A 23,775-nucleotide genomic window follows, 5' to 3' on the forward strand; every position below is an offset into this window, starting at 1 on the left:
TGCAGATTCCGATGCCGTGCGGTGCCGTGCCGTGCAGTCGGAGCGCGCAGGCCGCCGACCCCTCAAGGGCACCGCCCCGTGCTTCCCCGCAGCACCACCTCGCCCCGCACCCGCTCCACCCGCGACCGCCGCCCGACCGGCTCCCGCAGGGCCAGCTCCAGCACCGCCCGCCCCATCAGCGGCAGAGGCAGCGCCACCGTCGTCAGCGGCGGTGTGAGCTCGCGTACGAGAGGGATGTCGTCGAAGCCCGCGAGCGACACGTCGTCGGGGACCCGCACACCCCGCTCCCGCAGCGCCGCGAGCGCCCCGACTGCCATCACGTCCGTCACCGCGAAGACGCAGGTCGGCGGGTGGCCGCGGCGGAGCAGCTCCCGCGCGGCCGCATAGCCGCCGTCCCGGGTGAACGCCCCCTCCACGACGCGCTCCTGCGGCAGCGCGACGCCCGCCTCGGCCAGCGCCGCGCGGAACCCCGCGAGCCGGTCCGCGACCGTCGTGAGGCGCTCGGGGCCGGTGAGCACGGCGAAGTCCCGGTGACCGAGCCCGAGGAGCGCGCGGGCCAGGGCCGCCGCGCCCGCACGGTTCTCGGGCAGCACCGTGTCCACCCGCAGGCTGCGGTGCCGGCTGACGACGGCGACGCGGCCCCCGCCACGGGCGTACGGCGTCAGCTCGGCCGCCAACTCCCGCTCCCAGGAAGCGTCCTGGAAGCCCGAGCCGATGAGGAGCACGGCGCGGGCCCGCTGGGCGCGCAGCATCGAGACGTACGCGATCTCGCGCCCCGGTTCGCGGAACGTGCTCGCCAGCATGACGAGCAGCCCGCGCTCGGCCGCCGCGGCCATCACGCCGCTCGCGATGGCGGCGAAGTAAGGGTCGCCCACGTCGTGGCAGATGACGCCGACCGTGTTGTTGGAGGAGCTGGCGAGGGCCTGCGCATGGGCGTTGGGGATGTACCCGAGGCGGTCCGCGGCGGCGAGGACCCGGCTGCGCAGGTCGTCGCGGACCCGGGCCGTGCCGTTCAGGGCGCGGGACGCGGTGGCGGACGATACCCCCGCGGTCCTGGCGACCGCGTCCAGCGTGACGTGCAGACCGCGCTCGGCTTCCCTCACCGCACCCCCCAGGGCCGTGGCGCGCCGCGAAACTCAGGTCCGACCTATTGACCCTGCGGTCAGCCAGTCATTAGCGTGGCGGGCAGTCTATCAGAAAGCGCTTTCTGAAGGCGCTTTCTGAAAGCGGTTTCCGGGATTTCCGCACCACAGAGCTCCGCACCGGCCCCGCCGGTCCACGCAACTGCCTCCCAAGTTCACCGCATACCAGGGAATGTCAGGGGAGTTCACCGTGAGTCAGAGCACAGTGTCAGCAACTCCCGTGAAGACGGCGGGTGTTGTGGATCGACAACGGCCGGGCCTCCGGCAGCGTACGGCCGAGGCCGCCGAGAAGAGCTGGCGTCCCCTGGCGCTGCTGGTCGTCTGCTTCGCCGCCTGGTGGGTGATCGCCGCCACCGAGATGGTCGAGGCCTATCTGGTGCCCTCGCCGGGTGCCACCTTCGACGTCATCATCGACAAGCCCGACTACCTGTGGCAGCACACCTGGGTCACCACGTACGAGACCCTGCTCGGCTTCGTCATCGCGGTGGCCGTCGGCATCCTCGCCGCCGTCCTGATGGTCGCCTCGACGACCGTCGAGAAGACCCTCTACCCCATCCTCCTCTTCGCCCAGGTCGTCCCGAAGATCGCGATCGCCCCGCTGTTCGTCGTCTGGCTCGGCTTCGGCATCGCCCCGAAGATCCTCATCGCCGTCCTGATCGCCTTCTTCCCCGTCGTCATCTCGATGGTCACCGGACTCAAGGCCGTGGACCCCGAAATGCTGCAGCTCTCCGCCACCATGGGCGCGCGGCCCTGGCAGACCTTCCTCAAGATCCGCTTCCCGGCGTCGCTCCCGCACCTCTTCTCCGGTCTGAAGGTGGCCGTCACGCTCGCCGTCACCGGCGCGGTCGTCGGCGAGTTCGTCGGCGCGAACGAGGGCCTCGGCTATGTGATCCTCCAGGCCAACGGCAACCTCGACACCCCGATGCTCTTCGCGGGACTGCTGGTCATGTCACTGATCGGCGTGGTCCTGTTCGTGCTCGTCGAGATCGCGGAGAAGCTGCTGCTCCCGTGGCACGCGAGCCGCAGGGACCAGGCCGCGACCACCGCGTACTGAGTCCCGGCCACACACCGAAGCCCCCAGCGCCCGCCCCCGATCCCACCCCGCCATGTCCTCCGTACGCGAGAAGGGCCGTCCCATGCACGCGCGCAGACTCCTCACCGGCCTCGTCCCCCTGGCGCTCGTCGCGGCGACCGCGACGGCCTGCGGTGACGACGACAAGACGAGCACCAGCGCCTCCGGCAAGAAGCTGGACAAGGTGACCCTGACGCTCAACTGGTACCCGTACGGCGAGCACGCGCCGTTCTACTACGGCAAGAAGCAGAAGATCTTCGAGGAACACGGCATCGACCTGGAGATCAGGGCGGGGCAGGGGTCCCAGAAGACCGTGCAGGCCACCGGTGCCGGGCAGACCGACTTCGGGTGGGCCGACACACCGGCCGTGCTCGCCGGTGTCGACCAGGGCGTCAAGGTGAAGAGCCTCGGGGTGTTCCTGCAGACCACGCCCGCCTCCGTGCAGTCCTTCGAGGCCGAGGGCGTCGCGTCGCCCGCCGACCTCAAGGGCAAGACGGTCGCCGGTACGGCGGGCGACGCGCTCACCAAGACCTTCCCGATCTTCCTGCAGAAGAACGGCATGGAGCTCTCGGACGTCAAGGTCCAGAACACCGACCCCGCGGGCAAGATCGCGGCGGTGATATCCGGCAAGACGGACGCGTTGCTCGGGTACGCGAGCGATCAGGGCCCCACCATGCGCAGCAAGGCCGAGAAGGACGTCTCCTACCTCCGCTTCTCCGAACACGGCCTGAACTTCTACTCCAACGGCCTGATCGCGGGCAGCAAGACCCTCCAGGGCCGGGGCGACCTGGCCAAGCGGATGACCGCCGCGGTCAGTGAGGCGTGGGCGACGGCCGAGAAGAAGGCGGGCCCCGCGGTCGCGGCGATGGAGGGCGCGTCCGAACAACTCCCGCCCAAGGACGTCCTGTCGGAACAGTTCAAGACGACCCTGACGCTCCTCCACACCGACGCCACGAAGGGCAAGGCGCCGGGGGCCAACACCGAGGCGGACTGGAAGCAGACCATCGACGTCTTCTCCGAGGCGGGCCTGGTCGAGAACCCCAAGTCCGTTGCGGAGTACTGGGATTCGGCCAAGGGGATCAAGGGGTGATCATGCCCAACGACGCGACGCTCAGAAAGACCGGCCGACTTGCGCGGGAGGACGTCGCGGCGGCCGCGCCCGCCGTGCGGATCGACGACGTCGCCGTGCGCTTCCGTACGAAGAAGAAGGACGTCACCGCCTTGCGGGACGTCTCGCTCGACATCGGCGCCGGAGAGTTCGTGGCGATCGTCGGCCCTTCGGGCTGCGGCAAGTCGACGCTGCTCAAACTGGTCGCGGGACTCCTGTCGCCGTCGTCGGGCGAGGTGCTCCTCGGCGGTGAGCGGGTGCGGGGGCCGCGGCCCGACATCGGGTACGTGTTCCAGCGCGCCGCGCTGCTCGACTGGCGCTCGGCGCGGCGCAACATCCTCCTCCAGGCGGAGATGCGCAGGCTCCCCACCGAGTGGGCACGCGCGCGCGGCGACGATCTGATCCGGATGACCGGGCTCGACGGCTTCGAGGACGCCTACCCCCACGAGCTGTCCGGCGGCATGCAGCAGCGGGTGGCGCTGTGTCGTGCGCTGCTGCACGAGCCGCCCGTGCTGCTCATGGACGAGCCGTTCGGCGCCCTCGACGCGCTGACGCGGGAGCAGTTGAACGTCGAGCTGAACCGCATCTGGCGTGAGACCGGCACCACCGTGCTCCTGGTGACGCACTCGATCGCCGAGGCGGTGTACCTGGCGGACCGCGTGGTGGTGATGAGCCCGCGCCCCGGCACGGTGACGGAGGTCATCGAGGTCGGCCTGCAGCCGGAGCGGGGGTACGCGGAGACCCTCGCCTCGACCGAGTTCCGCGAGGCGACCGGGCGGGTCAGGGGGTTGCTGGGGGCGGTGTCGGCGCACGACTGAGAGTGGAACGGGGGGACGCGTCGTCCCGTGCCTTCCGTGCCTTCCGCGCCTTCGGACCGAGACGCAGCCCACACACCAGCGACCTTGTTGGCCATCCCATATCCGGGATAGCGTCCCGAATATGGAAAACGACGGAGATGGAGTCGACGCGCGCCTCGCCGCCCGGCTGTCCGAGCTGCGCGCCGAACGCGGCTGGTCCCTCGGCGAGTTGGCCGAACTGAGCGGGATCAGTCGCTCCACCCTGTCCCGCGCCGAGCGCGCGGAGATCAGCCCCACCGCGGCCCTCCTGAACCGGCTCTGCGCCGTCTACGAACGGACCATGTCGCAGCTCCTCAGCGAAGTGGAGGCGGAGCCCGCCCAACTGGTGCGCGCCGTCGACCAGGCGGTCTGGGCCGACGACGAGGCGGGCTTCATGCGCTGGGCCGTCTCGCCGCCCCGCACCGGGATGCGCGGCGAACTGGTCGAGGGACGGCTGCAGCCGGGCGCCGACATCGCCTACGACCGGCCGCCCGTGCCCGGCCTGGAGCAGCACATCTGGGTGCTCGAAGGAGCCCTGGAAGTCACGGTGCAGGGCGAGCCGCACACCCTGCGCACCGGCGACTGCCTGCGCTTCCGGCTGTGGGGCGCGTCGCGGTTCCGCTGCGCGGGCGAGGAGGCGGTGCGGTACGCGCTCGTGGTGGTGAAGCCTTGAACGGTGGTCCGGTGTGCAGTGGTTCGGTGGCTGGCGGTCCGGTGGCCGGTGTTCCGGTGCGCAGGGGGCTGGTGACCGGTGGCCGGGTGACCTGTGGCCGCGTGACCGGCGGTCCGGTGGCCAGTGGCCTGCTGGCCGGGGGCCCGTGCCCGGCGGTCCGATGGTCAGTGGCCCGGTGACCCTCGGCCCGGCCACGGGCGGCCTCAGGGCTGACGGCCCGCGCCTGGAGCGCCTCGACGCGGCCGGGCTCCGTGATGCCTCCGGTCACCTGGCCGAGCTGCTGCTCGACACCGTGCGGGGCGGCAGTTCGCTGGGCTTCCTCGCGGACCTGGACCGGACCGCGGCGCGCACCTGGTGGCACGGACTCGCCCAGGCCGTCGAGGCGGGCAGCCTCGCCGTCTGGGCGGCCCGCGGCGAGGGCGATGACGGCCGACGGATCACGGGCACCGTCAGCGTCGCCTTCACCGACAAGCCCAACGGCCGCCACCGCGCCGAGATCGCCAAGCTGATGGTGCACACCGAGGCCCGCGGACAGGGCCTCGCCCGCGCCCTCCTGGCCGCCGCGGAACAGACGGCGACGGAGGCGGGCGTGACCCTCCTCGTCCTCGACACCGAGACCGGCAGCCCCGCCGAGACCGTCTACCGCAGGGCGGGCTGGACCGAGGCCGGGACCATTCCCGACTACGCGACGGACCCCTCGGGAGCCCTCCACGCGACGACCCTCTTCTACAAGCGGCTCGGCGCCGGATGACCGGCGCCGAGCCGGAGCGGGCGGCGCGTCAGTAGCGCAGCGCCGCCAGATACGCGTAGCTGTTCCGCGCGGTCGCGAACGGGTCCGCGGGGGAGTCGTGCTCCACCAGCCACTGCCGGACACCGCCCACGCGCGCGTGGGCGAACATCGCGGCGAAGTCGAGCGTCCCCGAGCCGACATCGGCGAAGCCGCCGTCGGCCGCCATGTCCTTCACGTGCAGCGCGGGGAACCTGTGCGCATGGCGCCGGAAGTACGTCGCCGGATCGGCGCCGCCCTTCACCGCCCAGTACACGTCCAGCTCGAAGCCGACCAGCTCGGGATCGGTCTCGGTGAGGAGGACGTCGTACAGGTTCGTGCCGTTGACCACCACATGGTCCGTGCCGTGGTTGTGGAACAGCACGGGGCCGAGCCCCGTCTCGCGCGAGGCGCGCCCGATCAGGTTGAACTGCCGCGCCGCCTCCCGGAAGCCGTCCGGCGTGTGCAGCGCGCCGGGCAGACTCGGCACCACGGGCCACCTGGCGCCCAAGGCGTGCAGGTCGTCGAGCGCCTGGGGGAGCCCGCTGCCGGTGAGCGTCGGATAGGCGACGTGCTCCAGGACGGCGCGCAGGCCGACGGCGTCGAGCATCCGCCGGATCCCGGCGGCGTCGTACCCGTGGCGGCCGCTCACCCCCACGGTCGCGTAGCCGATGTCGGCGAGCTGCTCCAGGGTGCCCGCGAAGTCCCGCGCCAGTACGTCGCGCATCGTGTACAGGTGCATTCCGATGCCGCCGCGCGGGATACGCCGCTTGTGCGCCCGCTCCGCCGCCCGCGCGGGCAGCGCCCCGCCGACCGCTGCCGCGAGCCCCAGGGACGTACCGACGCACGTACGGAGAAAGGCTCGTCTGGCGCCGTCGACGGAAGACGCGCTCGGAGATCCGGTCGGGGTCATGGTCGTCCTCACTTCGCCGTGATCCGGACAGCGCCGGTCGTCGTGTCGCCCTTGTCGTCGGTGACGGTCAGATGCGCCGTGTACGTCCCCGCGCGCGCGTACGCGTGCTCGGCGCTGCCGCTCTCCGTGCCGCCGGGTTTGGAGTTGTCGCCGAAGTCCCAGTGGTACGTGGCCGCGGTGCGGCCCGCAGGGAGCTTCACCGTGCTGGTGAGTTTGACGGCGAGGGGCGCGGGGCCTGTGTCCGGCGCCGCCTTGACGGTCACCTTCGCACCGGCGTTCTTCTCGACCCCGGGACCGTTGAAGTGCAGCCAGTCGACCGTGAGGAGGTCGGGCTTGTCGGACGACCACTGGGGGTTGGTGAAGACGGCGTACAGCTTCGTCGTGCCGTCGTGGGCGGCCAGTTCGGTGGTCGGCGAGATGAAGTTGCTCCAGCCGCCGGTGTTCGGCACGCTCACCTTGCCGAGCAGCTCGCCCGTCGGAGACCCGGCGCGGAACTCGACGTCACCGCCGAGACCGCCCGAAGCCGCCCCCACGGTCACGGAGTCGACGCCCTTGAGGTGCACCGGGTCGAAGGAGACCCAGTCCCCGTCCTCGATCTCGATGAGCCGCTTGCCGCCGGACGCGTCCGCGCGGTCGCCCGTGTCCGCCCCGCCGTGCGCGCCGCCCGTGGCGGTCCGGTGCTCGGCCTCGCGGTAGGAGGTCCGCAGCGTCAGCGAAGCGGAGCCGGTCAGCGCGGGCACGCCGCCCGCCCCCTTGTCCTCGTACTGCGCCGTGATGCCGTAGTACAGGTTCTGCCCCGGGCCGTGGCTGTCACCGGCATCGGTCACGATCTCGCCCGCGCAGCCCTTGTAGTTGTCCAGCGGGTGCAGATGGGTGTCGTGCCCCAACTGGGACTGCACGACGACCCGTTCGCAGTCGATCCGGCCGTCCTCCCGGTCCGTCACCTTGACCTTGAACGGGATGGTGTCCCCGAAGCTGAACGTCCCGCCGTTCGGCGGCTGCTGGATCGTCACCTCCGGCCGTGTGTTGCCGACCGTGATGTCCCGTACCGCGAGAGCGCTCAGCTCCTTGGGCCCGGTCACCTTCAGACGGGCGGTGAACTGCCCCTTCGTCGTGTACTTGTGCGTCGGGTTCGCCTCGGTGGAGTCGGTCGTGCCGTTGCCGTCGAAGTCCCAGGCGTACGTGACGGGTGTGCCGTCCGGCAGCCCCGAGCCCTCGCTGGAGAACTTCACGGTGAGGGGCGTGCGCCCGTTGTCAGGCGTCGCGGTGACCCGGGCGTCCGGGAGGCGGCCGTCCGCCACGTAGTCGATGCGGTAGATGCCCGAGCCCTCGTTGCTGCCGCCGCGGCCCGTGCCGCTGCCCAGCCCGAAGTCGATGACGTAGAGCGCCCCGTCAGGACCGAAGTCGGCATCGAAGGGCTGATTCCACTTCATGTCGGAGAAGACGGAGTTGATGGACTGAAGATCGCCCTTCTTGGCAGGCGGGAAGCGAGGGTCGGAGAACGACTGGTCCTTCTCCTGGATCGAGAACGTCTTGAACCACTGCCGGGTCAGCTCGTACGCGAGCCACTTCCCCTCGAAGTACTCGGGGAACTTCGTCTTGTACGGGTTCGCCGCGTCGTAGTCGTACACGGGGCCGCTCATCGGGCCGCCGCCACCCGTGCCGAGCTCGGGGAACTCCTTGGACTCGGAGTAGGCGTACCAGACGTTCGCGGCCTTGGCAGGCGGCAGTTCGCGCAGGCCCGTGTTGTTCGGCGAGTCATTGACGATCTTCGCGCAGTCGAACTTGTCCTTCGACGTCTTCGTCGCGAAGTCGTAGTCGTTGAACGGCGTGTTGTCGCCGATGCAGTAGGGCCACCCATAATTGCCCGCCTTGGTGATCCGGTCGTACTCGACCGTCCCCTCGGGGCCGCGGTCCGCCACCGCCTTCTTCGCGTCCGGGCCGTAGTCGGCCATCAGCAGAGCGCCGCTGATCGGATCCGTGGTGATGCGGAAGGGGTTGCGCAGCCCCATCGCGTACACCTCGGAACGCGTCTTGTCCGTACCGGGCGGGAAGAGGTTCCCCTCCGGCACGCCGTACGTCCCGTCGTCCTTCGGTGTGATCCGCAGGATCTTGCCGCGCAGATCGTTCGTGTTCCCCGCGGTGCCCTGCGCGTCCCAGGCGCGGCGCCCCTCGCGTTCGTCGATCGGCGCGAAACCGTCCGACGCGAACGGATCCGTGTTGTCGCCCGTCGCGACGTACAGATCGCCCTTCTTGTCGAAGGCGATCGACCCCGCCATGTGCGAATTGGCCCGGCCCTCGCCGCGCCACGTAGGGATCGTAAGGAGACGCTTCTCCGACGACGCCGCGACCTTCCCGCCCGCCTCGGTGAAGCGGGAGAGGTTGATCCGCTTCTCCGTCTTGTCGGAGTGCAGCAGATACAGCCAGTGGTTGTCCTTGAAATCCGGATCCAGCGCGAGACCGAGCAGCCCGTCCGACTGGCTCGTCATCTCCGGCGTGTACGCGAGATCGAGCGCCGTGGAGACCTTGAGCGTCTCCTGGTCGATGATCTTCAGCTTTCCGGTGCGCTGTACGAAGAAGACCCTGCGGTCCGGCGCGACGGCCAGCTCGAACGGGTCGGCGAGGTCCGCGGTGGCCAGCGGAGTGCGCTGGAAGGCGCCCGTCTTGGTGGCCGTGCAGTCGCCCGGCTTGTCACCCGCGGCCCACTGGATGCCGCCGAGGATGTGCTGGAGGAACCCCTCCTCCTTGAAGGACGACTCGGCGTGCCCGCCCGCCGTGTACCAGGAGCGGCCGCCGTCGTAGTTCTGGCACCAGGACCACGGGTGGTCGGCGCCCTCGTCGAGCCCGGTGACGCCGTCGCGCACCTTGATCTGCGCGAGGGTGTGCACCTTCCCCGTGGGATTGGTGCGCCAGTTGTACCACTCCTCCTCGCGCTCCCAGAGCTCCGGAAGGCCCTTCGTGGACGGGTGCGCGCGATCGAGGACCTTGACCCGTCCCTTCTGGACGGCGGGGTGCTTGTCGAAGATCGCCCCGACCAGGCCCTCGTACCAGTCCCAGTCGCGCTCGCTCGCCGACGCCGCGTGCAGCCCGACCCAGCCGCCGCCCGCCCGGACGTACTTCTGGAACGCGGCGCGCTGCGCCGCGTCGAGCAGGTCGCCCTTCTCGGGCGTGGAGTTGGTGTTGTTGAAGACGACGGCCTGGAAGCGGGCCAGATTGGCGTCGGTGAACGCCCCGGCGTCGTCCGTGGCCTCGACCTCGAAGCCGTTCTCGCCGCCGAGCTTCTTGATCGCGTCGATGCCCGCCGGGATCGAGCCGTGGGGGTAGTTCGTGACCTTGGAGAAGACCAGGACACGGAAGGCGGGGGCCGCCTCGGCGCGCGGCGGGGCCGCGATCCCGAGGCCCACGACGAGCGCGAGCAGGGCGACGAAGACGAGCAGGGCTCTCGGTGCGCCTCTCGGCGCTCTCCTCGGAGCCGCGGAACTCGCGGAACTCATGGAACTCATGGCGCTCCCTGGGCTGGCTTGGCTGATGGCCGGCTGCCGGTCGCCGGGTGTGCGGTGAGTTGCGTGGTGCGGGAAAGCGCCGATTAGAAAGCGCTTTCACAGCGCGGGACTCAGGGTAGGTTCCGGTTCCGTGAAGGGTCAATGGGTCGGAAGAACCGGAAGAACCGCAAGGATCGGGCGAGCCGCAAGGATCGGGCGAGCCGCAAGGATCGGGCGAGCCGAAAGGATCGGGCGAGCCGAAAGGACCGGGCGAGCCGCAAGGACCGGGCGTGCCGAAAGGACCGGGCGTGCCGAAAGGGGCGGAAGGGCCGCATGACGTCCCGCGCGCGGGGGAAGCTGCCCGGCAGACCGCCGACCGTACCCACCAGGGAGCCCGCGCGATGCCCGACCGAGCCGATGACACCACCGCCTCCGCCTCCGCCTCCGTTCCCGCCTCCGCCCCCGCGTACACCGCGGGAGTGCTCAACGCGGCGGACGGCGTGCCCGTCGCCACGTACACCTGGCTGCCGGCCGACGGCAGGCCCCGGGCGTACGTGCAGATCGCGCACGGAGCCGCCGAACACGCCCTGCGCTACGACCGCTTCGCCCGCCACCTGACCGGGCACGGCTACGGAGTGATCGCCTCCGACCACCGCGGCCACGGCGCCACCGCCCAGGCAACCGGTGGCTACGGAGTGACGTCCGGTACGGCAGGCCCCGAGGGCGCCGACAGCTGGCGGGCGATCGTCGACGACCTCAAGGCCATCGGCGACCAGGTGCGCACGCTGCACCCCGGCGCCCCGTTCTTCCTCCTGGGGCACAGCCTCGGCTCGATGCTCGCGCGGGACTACGCCCAGGAGTACGCCGACGGACTGGCCGGAGTGATCCTCTCCGGCACGTTCCGCTCGTTGCCCGGCGCCGAGATCGAGGGGTCGATCACCCGCCTGGAACGCGAGGTGGCCGAACACGGACGAGCCGCCCCCTCCTCGTACGTCCCCGACCTCTTCGCCTCGTTCAACGACCCGTACGAGCATCGCACCGGCTTCGAATGGCTCTCGCGGGACGAGTCCGAGGTCGACGCCTACGCCGCCGACGAACGCTGCGGCTTCGCCTTCTCCGCGGGCCTCTCTCTGGACTGGGTGCGCGCCGTACGGAAGGTCAACGACCCGCGCAACATCGCCCGCACCCCCGCCGACCTGCCGATCCACATAGCCGTCGGCGAGCAGGACCCCTGCAACCAGCGCATGACCCTCGTCAACGAGCTCCTGGAGGACTTCCGGTACGCGGGCGCCGAGGACCTCACCTGGAAGGGCTACCCGGGAGCCCGCCACGAGATCCTCAACGAGACCAACCGCGACGAGGTCCAGGAGGACCTGACGGCGTGGCTGGACGAGCGGGTGCTCTGAGTGCTGGAGGGTGTCACGGGGTGACCGTCGATGCCGATGCCGATGCCGATGCCGATGCCGATGCCGCTGCCGGTGGCGTTGTCAGTGCCGTTGGCTACGGTTCATGGCATGTCGAAGTCCAGATCCCGCGCCCGCGTCACCTCGGACGACGTGCGCCGCATCGCGCTCGCCCTGCCGGAGACGGTGGAGAAGATCGCGTGGAGCATGCCCACGTTCCGGGTCGCCGGGAAGATGTTCGTGACGGTGCCCGACGACGAGACGTCGTTCGCCGTGCGCTGCCCGAAGGTCGAGCGTGACGAGCTGGTCCTCGCGGAGCCGGACAAGTTCTGGGTCGCCGCCCACGAGGCGGGCTCGGCCTGGGTACGGGTGCGGCTTGCCGCCCTGGACGCCGCCGAGCTCACGGACATCCTGGCCGACTCCTGGCGCCAGGCGGCGCCGCCCCGACTCCTGGAGGAGCACCCCGAGTTGGGAGTGGCGCCCGCGGCGCACTGACGGCACTGAGCGGAGCACCGACGGCACTTATTCGTAGCTCTATTTATAGAGAGCGCTGTCTGTGCTCCGTGGCATGATCCCACCGTTGCCATAGGGGAGGGGTGGGGGAGCGTGCCGACGGGTTCGGGGGCACAAGGGAAACCGGGGATACCAGGGGGATCGAAGGCACCGGCGGGAGGCAACGAGGCCGCCCGCCCCATCTGGTCGCGCGACTTCGGACTGTTCTTCGCGGCCCGCACGGTGGCCAAGCTCGGCGACACGATGCTGCCGGTCGCTCTTGCCGCCGGACTGCTGAAGCAGGGGCACGGCGCCGGAGCGGTCGGGCTCGCGATGGCGGCCACGACCGTCTGCTTCGCGGGCCTGGTGATCTTCGGTGGGGTCTTCGCCGACCGCTTCAGCACGCGCCTGCTCATGATCGGCGCCGACCTCGTCCGACTCGGCACCCAGTCGCTCGCGGCGGTGTTCTTCTTCACCGGCAACGTCGTCCTGTGGCAGATCTGCGCGATCGGCGCGGTCAACGGCGCGGCGGCCGCACTCTTCCAGCCGGGCGTCGCCAGCACGGTCCCGCGCCTCGCCGACGACGTACAGAAGGCGAACGGCGCGATCCGCGTGGCCGAGTCGACCGCGTCCCTCGCGGGTCCGGCCGCCGCCGGTGTCCTGGTCGGCCTCGCCTCGCCCGGCGCCGTCTTCGCCGCCCACGCGGCCACGTACGGACTCAGTGCCCTGTGCCTCCTCCTGCTCCGCCTGCCGCCCGCACGCCCGGGGTCGCAGCCGCACAGCAACGGCTTCCGGGCGGACCTCGTGCAGGGCTGGCGGGAGTTCAGGTCCCGCACCTGGCTGTGGAGCGTCATCGCCGTCTTCAGCGTGCTGATGATCACGACCACGGGGCCGACCGTGCCGCTGGTGGCGACCCTCGTCGTCCAGGAGCACGGCTCGGGCGCGTACGGCCTGGTGAACTCCGCCCTGGGGGCGGGCACCGTCCTCGGAGGCCTCCTGGCCCTGCGGCTGCGCCCCCGCCGCATGCTCAGGGCCGGGGCGGTGGCCCTGGTCGCCTACGCCGCCTTCCCCACCGCCGTCGGCGCCCAGCTGAGTGTCCCGCTGATGTCGGCGGGCGCGGCCGTCGCGGGTGCGGGCGTCTCCTTCTGGGGAGTGATGTGGGCGACGAGCGTCCAGACCCAGGTCCCGCCGGACGTCCTCAACCGGATCCATGCCTACGACGTCGCGGGCTCCCTCGCCATGCTGCCCGTGGGCCAGGCCCTCGCGGGCCCCGCGGCGGCCGCCTTCGGCGCGGAGGCGGTGCTGCTCACGGGCGGCGTCATGACGGTGACGGTCTGTGCCGCCCTGTTCGCCATACCGGCGATCAGCGGCCTGGTCAGGGCGGACGCCCCCGTCCTGTCCGGCCCGACGCTCTCGGTGGGGCGCGCGAGGGTGGGGCACGACGGCGGCCGCGACCGGTGATCTGGGTCACGCGAGCTGCCCCCGCCGCCCCGTCGCCGGGCCCGGGATCCGGGGCCGGGCGGCTTGTTCCGATCCGTGCCCGGCGCCCGACCGGGAAAGGCGTGAGCGATCACGGGTCGGAGTGCGGTATTGTTTCGGTGCGCGTTCAGCCAGGGGAAACCCCAGGTCAGACGGGCATCGGGACGTGGCGCAGCTTGGTAGCGCACTTGACTGGGGGTCAAGGGGTCGCAGGTTCAAATCCTGTCGTCCCGACGGAAACGTCGCAGGTAGGGGCCATCTTCGGGTGGCCCCTACTTCGTTTTCCCGAGCGGATTCGGGAACGGGATGCGCTCCCGTGGGAGCCCCGTAAGTCGCTCCTCGTCACTGGGACCCCGCTGCCACCAGCGTCGCGGTGATCGGTTCGAGCTCGGTGACCAGCTCGTCGAGCTCGGTGGGAGAGAGGGCCTCGTACGGCGCGGCGGCGAGTTCGTCGGTCAGGGCTTCGATGTGCTGCTTGGTCTCACGGCCTGCCTCGGTGAACCGGCCTTCGGCGTCGACGAGCCCGCGCTCGCGCAAGCCCTCCATGACCGCGGCCAGCCGCTCCTTCGGCAGGTGGTGGATGCGGCCGAACGACTCCGGCGGGTGGATCCCGAGGTCCAGTGCGCTGAGCACATGCGCCTCCGTGCCGCCGATGCGCGCGCCGACGAGAGCGGCGATGTGCCCGTCACCGCGGTGCTCGCGCAGCATGGTCGCGGAGTGCCACAGCCTGGCGACCGGGTCGCTCGGCACCGGGAGGGTGCGCATCCCGGCGTACATCACGCGGCCTTCCGTGGGCGCGCTCGTCGCGGCTTTGGTGGTCAGGTCGGCGGCGCGCAGCAGGCCCGGGGAGTCGGCCAGCTCGGCGCCGAGGATCCGTCGTACGGAGGCGGCGCTGCCCCGCTCCCGCGCGGCGACGGACGCCTCGGGCGGGATCGTCTCCCACGCGCTCGGGATGTGCCGCGCGGCCTCCCCGTCGGCGAAGTTGTAGAACGCCGCGTGCACGACCTGTGCGGGGACCCGCCCCAGCGGTGCGGCGCGGCTGGCGAAGTAGCCGTCCCAGTAGGTGCGGTGGCCCAGGGCCGCCAGCTCCTCGTTGCACTCTTCGGCGAAGAAGGTGACCAGGCAGATCGGCTCCAGGAGCTCGAACATGCGACGGGGGGTGGTGAGGGTCATGGTCATGGTCTGCATCATGGCAGTGGGCACCCCTCTGTGGAGCGGTACGGGCGGGGCGCCTCGCGTGTGAAGTCGGGGCCACAGCAGCCCTGTCAGTGCCGACTGGCACGATCAAGGCACAGCAGCCGCTGGGGCCGCCGCCCCTGGGGCATCCTCGCTCTTCCCCTCGGCGGGGAGGACGCCGTCATGACCGGCGAGACCACCGTCCGCAGCCACGCCGCCGCGGACAACTCCCTGCTCTGGCAGGTACGGGGCTTCCCCGGCAGCCGTGACCGCGCCCCGAAACGCGCCACCCTCGGCGAGCAGGCCGGGCCGATGCCGCCGCCCGCCTATTGGCACTTCCTCGTCCCCCGCGACGAGGCATCATCCAAAGCCCTGCGGGCCGTTGCCGACACCGACCTGCGCCAGCTCCTGCACCCCGGGAGCGGTGAGGACGCGCTCCACCGCCTGCCCGGCGTGGCCGACCCGCGGATCCGGGACGGCGTCGACCGCGCCGCCCGGCTCGCCGCCGACGTACTGCGCCGCCGCAGGGAACTGTCCCACCGGGTCGCCGTCATGCGGTCAGGGCCGGTCGTCGACCTGCCCGACCCGGCACCCGACACCCGTCTCGCCCCCGCCCTGCGCGGCCTGCTGCCCGAAGTGCGTTCCTACGATGCGCAGCCGCCGCAGCCCCAGCCCGCACTCCTCACCGCGGTCGCCGCCGACGGCAGGTATCTGCGCGGCGAGATCGAGGACGAGGTCCGGGTGCTCGCCCTGCCCGCCGTCCCGCCCGAGTGGGCGGTGCTGACCGGCCGGATCGACGCGGTGGCCTGGCGCGTCGCCACCGCCGCCACCCCCGACGCGGAGCGGCAGGCACTCACCGCCCTGCTCGGCGTGTGGAGCCGACAGCCGTTCGCCGAGGCCGAGAGCGGCTGGCGGACCGGCCGCGCCCCCGAGCAGCGGATCGCCGAACTCCGCGCAGGCGGCGCCCTGATCGCTTCCGGCCGGGTCCGCAGCGGCCTCGCCCCCTTCCTCCACCGCGCCGCCGACGCCGAGGAGTGCGAGACCCACACCATCACCGGCGACGACACCACCCGGCTGCCCGCCTGCTGGCCCTGCTCGCCGAGCATGGACCGCTGCCGGTGCCCGATGAGGCTGTGGATCTGTTCCGCTGGCGCACCGGAGTGCCGCGCCCGGTCGCCGCCCTGGTCCTCGACGGCTTCCCCGGCAGAGACGACTACGACGAGCACCGCAAGCTGTTCCGCACCAAGCCGTACAAGGCGGACCAGGACACCGTCTGGGCGTACGAAAGGCTTCTGGGGCGGCTCGGTCGGGTCGGCCGGTGCGCCGTGCTCGCGGCAGCCCTGCCCTCGGACCCGGCCGAACTGTGGGCACCCGGCGGGATGACCGCCGCCGCGGACCGGACGGCCGCCGCCTGGACCCGACTCCTCGACACCGCCCCGTACGCCGACGACGGCAGCCACGCCGCCGCCGTCGCCGCGGACCGCGGCCTCCCCGAGAGCTGGGCCACCGCCCTGCTCACCGGCCGTACCCCGGAGCCCCTGGACGCCGACGGGGTGCGGGCCGCCGCGACCGCCGTCACGTGGGCGCTCAACGAACGCCCGGTCGGCGACCCGGCCTCGGCAGGTGCCCGCGCCCTCGTCGACCGGCTCACGGACGACGCTCCCGCCGATCTCCGCACCGCCCTGCGCCGACTTGCGGACCGGTCCGCCGTCACCCCGGTCCCGCCGGGCCAGTACGAGACCAACCCGCTGTTCAGCGTCCCGGCCCTGGTGGAAGAGGCCGCGGCGGCGCTCGGCGTGCGCCGCGACGCGGCGGCCCTCCACCTCCAACTGCACGCCTTGGACCGCCCGGCCGACCGCACGATCCGCCGCTGGAACACCTGGACCCTCGACCACCACCGCGCCGTCCGCAAGGAACTCACCGCCGCGAAGGCGCCCCGCCCCGCGCCGCCCGCCCCGGCGGACGGCGCTCCGGCGGACGACGCCGCAGCGGTCACCGCCCCGGTCCCCGTTCAGGAACGGTTCGCCCGAGCCTGGGCGGAACAGACGCAGTCGGCTCAGTGAGCGGGGTTCATGCGGAGGTGGGCGGCGCCGGAACGCACCGCCCACCCGAAGACCGCGAAGGCGACGACGCCCACCACGACCGAGTCGTACGGCGCGGGCAGATGCCCGGAGCCACCGAACGTGCCCAGCCACGACAGCAGGGCGAGCGCCGCCAGGTGGAACACGAGCCAGGCGCCCTGGCGCAGTTCCTCGGCCGGGGGACTGCCTGCCGTCCTGCGCCGCTGCAGCAGGAACAGCGGGACACCGGCAAGGACGAGAGGCAGGGCGAGCCGCAGGTCGTCCCAGCCCGACCAGTAGATGAACTCGGTCGCCACGGCGAAACTGACCGGCGCGATCCAGCGCACCCCTGGCATGCGGCCGTCCGCCAGCGGTACGCCACGCTCCCGGTCGTGGGCCCGGAAGGACGCCACGGCCACCGCAGAGGCGGCGTAGATGATCAGGTACATGTCCCCCATCACGCTCACGATGTCCTGCCAGCCGCCGAACGGCAGCATGAACACGATGATGACCGCGAGGTTGAGGACCAGGGCGCGGCGCGCGATGCCGGAGCGAGGGTCGATGCGCATGAAGAAGCGGGGCAGCAGGCCGTTCTTCGAGAGGGCGTAGGTGTGGCGGGCGTCGATCGCGACGCCCACGTAGGCGGAGCCGCCCGGGGACACCACCGCGTCGGCGTAGAGCAGTGTGGCGAGCCAGTGCAGGTTGAGGACGAGGGCGAGCTGACCGAAGGGCGACTCGAAGTTGACCCCCTGCCAGCCGTGCGCGAGCAGCGAGTCGGGCACCGTGTAGAGGAAGGCGAGTTGGAGCCCGAGGTAGACGAGTACCGCGAGGCCGATGCCGGTGAGGACGGCGGCGGGTACGTTGCGGCGTGGATTGCGGGCTTCTCCGGAGAAGTCCAGTGGGGCTTGGAACCCGTTCACGGAGTACACGATGCCGCCGCCGGCGAGTGCGGTGAGGCAGGCCGCGTAACCGTACGGGGCGAACCCGCCGTGGTCCGTGAGGCGGCCCGAGTGGGTGCCGGAAAGGAACAGGGCGACCACGGTGAGCACCGGGACGACGACCTTGAACACCGTCACGAGGTTGTTCATACGTGCGAACATCCGCACCGCGAACCAGTTCAGCGCGGTGAGCAGCACGCTCAGCGCGGTGGCGACGCCCAGACCCGACGCGGTGAGGCTGCCGCCGTCGTAGAGCCCGGGCACGTAGTGGGCGGCGTACTGCATGATCGCGCTGATCTCGGCCGCGGTGCCGCCCACGGAGAGCATCACGGACCAGCCGACGACCGTGCCGACAAGGCGGCCGTTCGCGTACAGCGGCCAGCGGACCGTGCCGCCGCCTTCCGGCCTGGTGGCGCCGAGTTCCACCATGACCAGGGCCACAAGGGCGCAGAGCAGACCGGCCGCGATCCAGGAGAGCAGGGCCGCGGGTCCTGCGGTCTGGGCGGCGTACATGGCGGCGAAGAGCCAGCCCGAGCCGAGGATGTTGGAGAAGCCGATCGCGGTCAGACCCCAGAACCCGAGGTCCTTGCGCAGCCGGTTCTCCTCGGCGCGGATGTCCGGGGCACCGGCAGTCTCCGCCGGTTGTTGCTGCGCCACGTGGTCAACCTCCTCGACGATCACGGATCCACGGGGGTCAGCGTGCCACGCGGCGCGGCGTGTGTGTCGAGGCGCGGCGCGTCCCCGCGGCGGCATTGCGTGAGGCGCGCTTCTACCGCGCACGTATCAGGTACAGGTCGGCGCGGACACTCCGCGCCGCGGCCTCCTTGGCGGCGGTCATCGGCTGACCGCCGGGGCGGTGGCGGCGATGTGCACGGCGGCGGACCGGGTCGCCGCGTCGTACGCGGCACGGGCCCCGGTGGCTCCCATGCCGCTGTCGCGGGCGGGTTCGTACAGCCGCTCGGGGCCGCCGCCCTGCCACTGGTTGATCCGGACGACACCCACGCGCAGGCGTGCGGCTGCCGCGATGTGGTCGGGGTCGTCGGTGTAGACGGTGGCGGCGAGGCCGAAGCGGGAGGCCGCCGTGCGGGTGAGGCTCTCCTCGAAGTCGGACACGACGGTCACGGGCGCGATCAGGCCGACGATGCGTGGAGCGGCTGTCTCCGGCATCAGCTCGACCAGACCGAGCAGTTGCTCGAACTCGCACGGATCGCGTAGGAACAGGGGCGGGGCATGCCGGAGGCCCACGAGTACCAGGGGCTGCACGCGGGATAGCCGAACACCGGGGAAGGGAGGGGGCCGGGTTGGACAGCTCGATCAGTCAGATCGTGATCACCGTGCTGGGCATTGGCGGCACCCTCGCCGCCACCGTGGTCACGCAGCGCAGTGCCGACCGGACCAGGGTCCGCGAACTGGATCACGTCAGGCAGCTGCAACAGGACGAGCGCGAGTACGCCACCCGGCAGGCTCGGCTGGAGGCGCGCCGCGCCTGCTACGCCACGCTCAGCGCCGGTGCCCGCGACTTGGCCAACGTGATGACGAACGTCTTCCACGCCCTGGAGAAGGGTGAGGTGACCGAGGAACTGCGGGCGGATCTGGCACGGGCGCGCCGTGAGCAGCGCATGCGGAACGCGGAGGCCCAGATGGTGCTGCCCGACGGTGTGGCCGAGGCGGCCAGCACCGCGAACCGTCATCTCGGCGATGCGTACGGCGTGTTGATGCGTCTCGACGTGGGCACGGCCCAGCAGGGGGAGAACCTGGAGACCGCCCGGGAGGCCTTGGAGCAGTTGTGGGCTCCCCTGTGGAGGATGCGCCGCGTCATGCGTGTCGACCTCGGGATCACGGACCCCGACGAGGCCCCGTAGCGACCGAGACGGACGACCGGGAGACGGCCTAGGACTCAAGGGATGCGCCACGCCTCCTCGTTGATGCCCAGGTCCTGGCGTGCGCTCTCGTGGTAGGCGTTGAGGCGCTCGTGGAGGTCGCCGCGTACGGGCGGGGGCTGGTGTGCCCGCGCCTGCTTCTCCATCTGCCAGACCGCGAGGTTTACTTCGTGCGCGGCGGACACGACCTGCGGGGCGGCCAACAGGACCAGCGCTTCGAAGAGCGCCGAGCGCCTGCGTTCTCCCTCTTCCATGGACGCGATGAACTGATCGAACGCGTCTGATCCCACCTCGGCCAGGCGCGCGAACTTCGAGGCGTCGGCGACTTCCTTCACACACGCGGCGTACTCGATGTACGTGTTGAGCTTCCGCTCGTCCCAGCGTGTCGCCAACGCGCGCCGGTGCTTGGCGCGTTCGGCCATGGTGACGGAGAAGTAGGACGTCAGGGCACCGATCAGCACACCCACCAGCGTCACTATCTGAGTGATCATGACCTGGACCGTATATTCGCCAGGCTGTGTTTGTGCCCCCGGGGAGCCGCGCGCGTCCGGGGGCGGGGGTGTTCGGGGTGGCCGGGGGTCTACGCGGTGGTGTGGGCGAGTTCCTGGCCGAGGTGGTGGGCGAGCTGCGCGGGGGTGGGGTTCTCGACGATGGCGACCATGGCGATCTCCATGCCGGTCAGGGTCATCAGCGTCTTGGTGAGTTCGAGGGCGGTGAGGGAGTTGAGGCCGTTCTCGAGGAAGTTGCTGTCGTCGCTCAGGGTGGTGTTGAGGAGGGTGGCGGCCTGCGTGCGGATGGTGTCGGTGAGGAGCCGCTCGCGCTCCTCGGGGTTGGCCGCGGCGAGCTGCTTCTCCAGCTCGGTGGCGTCCTGGCCGGGCGTGTTGTCGGTGCTGGTCATGAATGCTCCTGTGTGAGTGGGGTGTTGACGTGTCACACCGTGTGTCACACCGCGGTGTGCGTGGTGTGGTCGTGCAGCCAGTAACGCGTGGCCTGGAAGGGGTACGTCGGGAGGTCGAGGGTCCGCGGGTGCGGCGTGCGCCGGGTGAGCGGCGTCCAGTCGACCGTGCCGCCCGAGGTGTGGAGTCGCGCGAGCGCCGTCAGGACGGTGCGCACGGCGGAGGCGTCCGGCGGGAACGTGCCCAGGTCGAGGAGTGTGTGGGTCTCGGGGGCGTGGCCGGGGGAGGGGGCGGTGGCGGTGAGGTGGTGGTGCCAGTAGCCGGGGGAGGTGACGGGCGTGTCGGCCGGGGCGGTGCTGGCGAGCGCGAGCGTCGCGGGCCGGAACGTCAGCTCTTTGAGGGCGGGTTCGTACGCCTCGGGGGTGGGCGGTGCCTCGGCGGTGGCCGTGGTGTGGGCCGCGGCCAGGCGGCACGCGTCGTCGAGGTCGAGGACGCCCGCCGCGTATGCGGCCGCGATGTGGCCGACGCCGGTGCCGGTGAGCGTGTGGGCGTGGACCCCGGCCGCCAGCAGCAGGCGGGCGAGTGCAGTGTGGACCGCGAAGTGAAGGGGCTCCGACGGGTCGGCGGTGAGGGGCGTGGCGAGGTGGGTGCCTAGCAGGGCCAGGGCCTCGTCGAGAGCCGTCGAGAAGAGCGGGAAGGCCGCGCGGAGGTCGGCGACCGCTGACGCCGCCGACGTGGCGTCGGCGGGAGGCAGGCCGTCGAAGTGCCAGGCGGTCTTCTTCGCGGCGGAGTCGAGGGGGGTCCGGGTCAGGTCGGGATGGTCGTCCCCGGCGGCCACGGCACGGGCGACGGCGAGGAGATCGGCACTGTCCGTGCCGGTGAGGACGGCCCGGTGCTCCAGAGGGCTGCGGGTGACGGCCAGTGAATGGGCGACCTCGACGGGGGCGGGCGCGGGGTCGGCGGACGTCAGGTGCGTGACGAGTGCCTTCGCCTGCGCTTGGAGGGCCTCGGGGGTACGTGCGGACAGGGTCCAGGCCACCGGGAGGGCGGGCGAGACGGCGTCGGCGGCCGTGTCGGGCGTCGGAGGCTCTTCGAGGATGAGGTGGGCGTTGGTGCCGGAGGTGGCGAAGGCGGAGATGCCGACCCGGCGGGGCTCGTCGCGGCGCGGCCAGTCGACAGCCTCGGTGAGCAGCCGGACCGCGCCCTTCTTCCAGGCGGCAAGGGGGGTGGGCCGGTCGATGTGGAGCGTCGGGGGCAGGGTGTCGTGCTTGAGCGCCTGCACCATCTTGATGAGCGCCGCGGTACCGGCGGCCCCTTGCGTGTGCCCGGTGTTGGACTTGACCGAGCCGAGCCACAGGGGCCGGTCGGGGGAGCGGTTGGCGCCGTACGTGGCGAGGAGGGCCTGCACCTCGATGGCGTCGCCGATGGGTGTGCCCGTCCCGTGCGCCTCCACGGCGTCGACCTGGTCGGGGGTGAGCCCGGCGTCGGCGAGCGCGGCGCGGATCACGTGCTGCTGGGAGGGGCCGTTGGGAGCCGCGAGGCCGTAGCCCGCACCGTCCTGGTTCACCGCGGAGCCACGGATGACGGCGAGCACGGGGTGCCCGTTGCGCCGCGCGTCGCTGAGCCGCTCGAGGAGGACCAGGCCGACCCCCTCACCCAGCCCCATGCCGTCCGCCGCGGCCGCGAACGGCTTGCAACGGCCGTCCTGCGCAAGGGACTTCTGATGGGCGAAGGCATGGAAGGTGTGCGGCGTCGACATCACCGTGCCGCCGCCCGCGAGGGCGAGTCCGCACTCCCCGCGGCGCAGCGCCTGGCAGGCCAGGTGCAGGGCGACCAGGGAGGACGAACAGGCCGTGTCCACGCTGATGGCGGGACCTTCGAGGCCGAGCGCGTAGGCGATGCGGCCGGAGACGAGGCTGCCGGACGTGCCGCCGCCCAGGTAGGGCAGCAGCTCGTCGGGCGCGGTGTCCAGGCGCGTCGCGTAGTCGTGCCCGGTGGCGCCGACGTACACGCCGGTGAGCGTGGAGCGCAGGGTGTGCGGGGCGATGCGGCCGCGCTCGACGGTCTCCCAGGCGAGATGGAGCATCAGGCGCTGCAGGGGCTCGGTGGCCACGGCCTCGGTCGCGCCGATGTCGAAGAAGCCCGCGTCGAAACCGGCCGCGTCGTCGAGGAAGCCGCCGAGTTGCGCGTACGGGGGGTCCTCGGGGAGCTCCCAGGTGCGGTCGTCGGGGAATCCCGTGACGGCGTCGCGTCCCTCGGACACCAGGTCCCACAGGTCGTCCGGGGTGCGGGTGCTGCCGGGCAGGCGGCAGGCCATGGAGACGACGGCGACCGGTTCGTGCTGTGCGGCCTTGAGCTCGCGCAGCTGCTGCTGGGCCTGGTGCAGCTCGGCGGTCGTCCACTTGAGGTATTCGACGAGCTTCTCTTCGTTCGCCACGGGAATGGTCAGCCTTCCTGTTCTCGCGCGTGAAGCCTCAGGTGGGACGAGGTGGGCAGGCGTGAGCCGCACGCTGCCGTTGTCAGGGTTGCCGCGGCTGCTTAAGCGGGTCTAACTCCTGCCTTGCCGCTGGGACGCGGCGCTCTCGCGGGCGCCGGAAGACCGCGTGCCAGCAGGAGGAGGTCGGCAGCGATCTCGTCGGGGGCACCGGCGTGCAGATCGTGGTCGGAGCCCGGGTACCAGCGCACGCTGACCTGGTCGAGGGCCGCCTCCGCGGCGGCCACCCATGCGCGTACCTGGTTGGACAGCTGGGGGATGGCCGGGATGAGGGGCAGCAGCCGCACCGGCACGGCGATCTTCGGGTACCAGTCGGCGGGCGCCTCGCGCTGCAGGCTCTCGACGATCGACATGACCTGCTCCGAGGTGAGGCGCGGGACGAGCAGGCCGTCGGGACCGACGCGGTAGTCCGCGAGGCGCGCCTCGATGGAGGTGGACGACCACTCGGGGTGCGTGGCCCTCAGGTAGGCGCGCATGTCGGCGGCGCTGGTGGTGCCCTCCTGGGCGCGCCGCACCACGTCGGCGGTGCGCTCCCAGAAGGCGCGCATCACCGGCCCGTCGAACTCGTACCAGCCGCCGTCGATCAGGGCCAGACCGGCCACCAGGTCGGGGCGTTCGGCCGCCAGGCGCAGCGCGAGGTGCGCGCCCCAGGAGTGCCCGGCCACCAGGGCGCCGGGCAGGTCCAGGAGGGTGACCGCCGCGACCAGGTCCGTGACGACGGCCGCGTTCTCGTAGCCGTCCGGTGGCGCGTCCGATTCGCCGTGGCCGCGGTGGTCGACTGCGTACACCGGGTGCCCGGCGGCGGCGAGCCGTCCGGCGACCTCGTCCCACATCCGGGCGTTCGAGAGCATGCCGTGCAGCAGCAGGAACGGGCGGCCCGCGGCTCCCGGTCCGTCTGCGGGCCGGTGCCTGACGTTGAGGGAGACGGTCTGCGACACGGGGATGCGGAGGTTCTTCACAGGCGG

21 protein-coding genes and 1 tRNA gene are annotated in these 23,775 nt (G+C 71.7%); 12 read left to right on the forward strand and 10 right to left on the reverse strand.

The genetic code is table 11. The features are described 5' to 3' along the window. Positions 1-62 precede the first annotated feature (62 nt). Entirely contained in the window at positions 63-1,103 is a 1,041-nt protein-coding gene (locus tag AC068B_RS15260) for a LacI family DNA-binding transcriptional regulator (protein ID WP_478671885.1), read from the reverse strand. Between the two features lie 211 nt (positions 1,104-1,314). Here AC068B_RS15260 and AC068B_RS15265 point away from each other — a divergent pair, with 211 nt between their 5' ends. The 5 genes from AC068B_RS15265 (at position 1,315) to AC068B_RS15285 (ending at position 5,582) form a co-directional block, all read left to right on the forward strand. Next, positions 1,315-2,196 carry an ABC transporter permease gene (locus AC068B_RS15265; RefSeq protein WP_478671886.1) on the forward strand — a complete coding sequence of 294 codons (882 nt, stop codon included), beginning with the start codon at positions 1,315-1,317 and terminating at the stop codon, positions 2,194-2,196. A gap of 82 nt (positions 2,197-2,278) precedes the next feature. Next, positions 2,279-3,304 carry an ABC transporter substrate-binding protein gene (locus AC068B_RS15270; protein ID WP_478672093.1) on the forward strand — a complete coding sequence of 342 codons (1,026 nt, stop codon included), beginning with the start codon at positions 2,279-2,281 and terminating at the stop codon, positions 3,302-3,304. 2 nt (positions 3,305-3,306) lie between these two features. Then, positions 3,307-4,140 carry an ABC transporter ATP-binding protein gene (locus AC068B_RS15275; protein ID WP_478671887.1) on the forward strand — a complete coding sequence of 278 codons (834 nt, stop codon included), beginning with the start codon at positions 3,307-3,309 and terminating at the stop codon, positions 4,138-4,140. A 121-nt stretch (positions 4,141-4,261) separates the two neighbouring features. Continuing rightward, on the forward strand, positions 4,262-4,831 hold the full coding sequence (locus tag AC068B_RS15280; protein WP_478671889.1) for a helix-turn-helix domain-containing protein: 570 nt from the start codon (positions 4,262-4,264) through the stop codon (positions 4,829-4,831). 175 nt (positions 4,832-5,006) lie between these two features. Beyond that, positions 5,007-5,582, forward strand: a complete 576-nt coding sequence (locus AC068B_RS15285; protein ID WP_478671890.1) for a GNAT family N-acetyltransferase — start codon at positions 5,007-5,009, stop codon at positions 5,580-5,582. Positions 5,583-5,610: 28 nt separating this feature from the next. Here AC068B_RS15285 and AC068B_RS15290 read toward each other — a convergent pair whose 3' ends face one another. Then, positions 5,611-6,510, reverse strand: coding sequence for a sugar phosphate isomerase/epimerase family protein (locus AC068B_RS15290; protein ID WP_478671891.1), 900 nt, complete (start codon positions 6,508-6,510; stop codon positions 5,611-5,613). An 8-nt stretch (positions 6,511-6,518) separates the two neighbouring features. Further along, on the reverse strand, positions 6,519-10,004 hold the full coding sequence (locus AC068B_RS15295; RefSeq protein ID WP_478671892.1) for a ThuA domain-containing protein: 3,486 nt from the start codon (positions 10,002-10,004) through the stop codon (positions 6,519-6,521). 389 nt (positions 10,005-10,393) lie between these two features. Here AC068B_RS15295 and AC068B_RS15300 point away from each other — a divergent pair, with 389 nt between their 5' ends. The 4 genes from AC068B_RS15300 to AC068B_RS15315 all read left to right on the forward strand — a co-directional run bounded on the left by AC068B_RS15300 (position 10,394) and on the right by AC068B_RS15315 (position 13,600). Continuing rightward, positions 10,394-11,398 carry an alpha/beta fold hydrolase gene (locus tag AC068B_RS15300; RefSeq protein ID WP_478671893.1) on the forward strand — a complete coding sequence of 335 codons (1,005 nt, stop codon included), beginning with the start codon at positions 10,394-10,396 and terminating at the stop codon, positions 11,396-11,398. Positions 11,399-11,506: 108 nt separating this feature from the next. Further along, positions 11,507-11,890, forward strand: coding sequence for an MmcQ/YjbR family DNA-binding protein (locus AC068B_RS15305; protein WP_478671894.1), 384 nt, complete (start codon positions 11,507-11,509; stop codon positions 11,888-11,890). Between the two features lie 147 nt (positions 11,891-12,037). Then, positions 12,038-13,348 (forward strand): MFS transporter, encoded by a 1,311-nt coding sequence (locus AC068B_RS15310; RefSeq protein ID WP_478672095.1) that lies wholly within the window; start codon positions 12,038-12,040, stop codon positions 13,346-13,348. Between the two features lie 178 nt (positions 13,349-13,526). After that, a tRNA-Pro gene (locus AC068B_RS15315) sits at positions 13,527-13,600 on the forward strand. Between the two features lie 108 nt (positions 13,601-13,708). Here the strand turns inward: AC068B_RS15315 and AC068B_RS15320 are convergent. Further along, positions 13,709-14,545 (reverse strand): SCO6745 family protein, encoded by an 837-nt coding sequence (locus AC068B_RS15320; RefSeq protein WP_478671895.1) that lies wholly within the window; start codon positions 14,543-14,545, stop codon positions 13,709-13,711. A 180-nt stretch (positions 14,546-14,725) separates the two neighbouring features. Between AC068B_RS15320 and AC068B_RS15325 the strand changes: the two genes are divergently transcribed. Together AC068B_RS15325 and AC068B_RS15330 are read left to right on the forward strand one after the other, a co-directional pair. Continuing rightward, a complete protein-coding gene (locus AC068B_RS15325; RefSeq protein ID WP_478671896.1) occupies positions 14,726-15,925 on the forward strand; it encodes a hypothetical protein in 1,200 nt (399 codons plus the stop codon). Beyond that, positions 15,868-16,605 (forward strand): hypothetical protein, encoded by a 738-nt coding sequence (locus AC068B_RS15330; RefSeq protein WP_478671897.1) that lies wholly within the window; start codon positions 15,868-15,870, stop codon positions 16,603-16,605. Before AC068B_RS15325 ends, AC068B_RS15330 begins: the two co-directional genes overlap by 58 nt. Here the strand turns inward: AC068B_RS15330 and AC068B_RS15335 are convergent. Further along, positions 16,599-18,134, reverse strand: a complete 1,536-nt coding sequence (locus AC068B_RS15335) for an APC family permease (RefSeq protein WP_478672096.1) — start codon at positions 18,132-18,134, stop codon at positions 16,599-16,601. The genes AC068B_RS15330 and AC068B_RS15335 overlap by 7 nt on opposite strands. A 240-nt stretch (positions 18,135-18,374) precedes the next feature. Further along, complete coding sequence (locus tag AC068B_RS15340; protein WP_478671898.1) at positions 18,375-18,803, reverse strand: aldehyde dehydrogenase family protein; 429 nt, start codon at positions 18,801-18,803, stop codon at positions 18,375-18,377. A gap of 38 nt (positions 18,804-18,841) precedes the next feature. Here AC068B_RS15340 and AC068B_RS15345 point away from each other — a divergent pair, with 38 nt between their 5' ends. Next, positions 18,842-19,402, forward strand: coding sequence for a hypothetical protein (locus AC068B_RS15345; protein ID WP_478671899.1), 561 nt, complete (start codon positions 18,842-18,844; stop codon positions 19,400-19,402). A 35-nt stretch (positions 19,403-19,437) separates the two neighbouring features. Here the strand turns inward: AC068B_RS15345 and AC068B_RS15350 are convergent, their stop codons facing one another. The 4 genes from AC068B_RS15350 to AC068B_RS15365 all read right to left on the reverse strand — a co-directional run bounded on the left by AC068B_RS15350 (position 19,438) and on the right by AC068B_RS15365 (position 23,769). Next, the gene (locus AC068B_RS15350; protein WP_478671900.1) at positions 19,438-19,911 is read right to left on the reverse strand and encodes a hypothetical protein; all 474 of its coding nucleotides are present in this window, start codon (positions 19,909-19,911) and stop codon (positions 19,438-19,440) included. An 89-nt stretch (positions 19,912-20,000) separates the two neighbouring features. Continuing rightward, a complete protein-coding gene (locus AC068B_RS15355) occupies positions 20,001-20,318 on the reverse strand; it encodes an acyl carrier protein (RefSeq protein ID WP_478671901.1) in 318 nt (105 codons plus the stop codon). A gap of 44 nt (positions 20,319-20,362) precedes the next feature. Continuing rightward, the gene (locus AC068B_RS15360) at positions 20,363-22,753 is read right to left on the reverse strand and encodes a type I polyketide synthase (RefSeq protein WP_478671902.1); all 2,391 of its coding nucleotides are present in this window, start codon (positions 22,751-22,753) and stop codon (positions 20,363-20,365) included. Positions 22,754-22,854: 101 nt separating this feature from the next. After that, positions 22,855-23,769, reverse strand: coding sequence for an alpha/beta fold hydrolase (locus AC068B_RS15365; protein WP_478671903.1), 915 nt, complete (start codon positions 23,767-23,769; stop codon positions 22,855-22,857). Between the last annotated feature and the right edge of the window lie 6 nt (positions 23,770-23,775).

Source organism: Streptomyces sp. NPDC042371, from assembly GCF_056437465.1.

Excerpts from the sequence above, each read along its gene's own strand:
- AC068B_RS15300 (WP_478671893.1), top strand. The coding sequence starts at position 10,394 with ATGCCCGACCGAGCCGATGACACCACCGCCTCCGCCTCCGCCTCCGTT.
- AC068B_RS15270 (WP_478672093.1), top strand. The coding sequence starts at position 2,279 with ATGCACGCGCGCAGACTCCTCACCGGCCTCGTCCCCCTGGCGCTCGTC.
- AC068B_RS15325 (WP_478671896.1), top strand. The coding sequence starts at position 14,726 with ATGACCGGCGAGACCACCGTCCGCAGCCACGCCGCCGCGGACAACTCC.
- AC068B_RS15280 (WP_478671889.1), top strand. The coding sequence starts at position 4,262 with ATGGAAAACGACGGAGATGGAGTCGACGCGCGCCTCGCCGCCCGGCTG.
- AC068B_RS15305 (WP_478671894.1), top strand. The coding sequence starts at position 11,507 with ATGTCGAAGTCCAGATCCCGCGCCCGCGTCACCTCGGACGACGTGCGC.
- AC068B_RS15350 (WP_478671900.1), bottom strand. The coding sequence starts at position 19,911 with ATGATCACTCAGATAGTGACGCTGGTGGGTGTGCTGATCGGTGCCCTG.
- AC068B_RS15355 (WP_478671901.1), bottom strand. The coding sequence starts at position 20,318 with ATGACCAGCACCGACAACACGCCCGGCCAGGACGCCACCGAGCTGGAG.
- AC068B_RS15290 (WP_478671891.1), bottom strand. The coding sequence starts at position 6,510 with ATGACCCCGACCGGATCTCCGAGCGCGTCTTCCGTCGACGGCGCCAGA.
- AC068B_RS15275 (WP_478671887.1), top strand. The coding sequence starts at position 3,307 with ATGCCCAACGACGCGACGCTCAGAAAGACCGGCCGACTTGCGCGGGAG.
- AC068B_RS15265 (WP_478671886.1), top strand. The coding sequence starts at position 1,315 with ATGTCAGGGGAGTTCACCGTGAGTCAGAGCACAGTGTCAGCAACTCCC.
- AC068B_RS15320 (WP_478671895.1), bottom strand. The coding sequence starts at position 14,545 with ATGACCATGACCCTCACCACCCCCCGTCGCATGTTCGAGCTCCTGGAG.
- AC068B_RS15295 (WP_478671892.1), bottom strand. The coding sequence starts at position 10,004 with ATGAGTTCCGCGAGTTCCGCGGCTCCGAGGAGAGCGCCGAGAGGCGCA.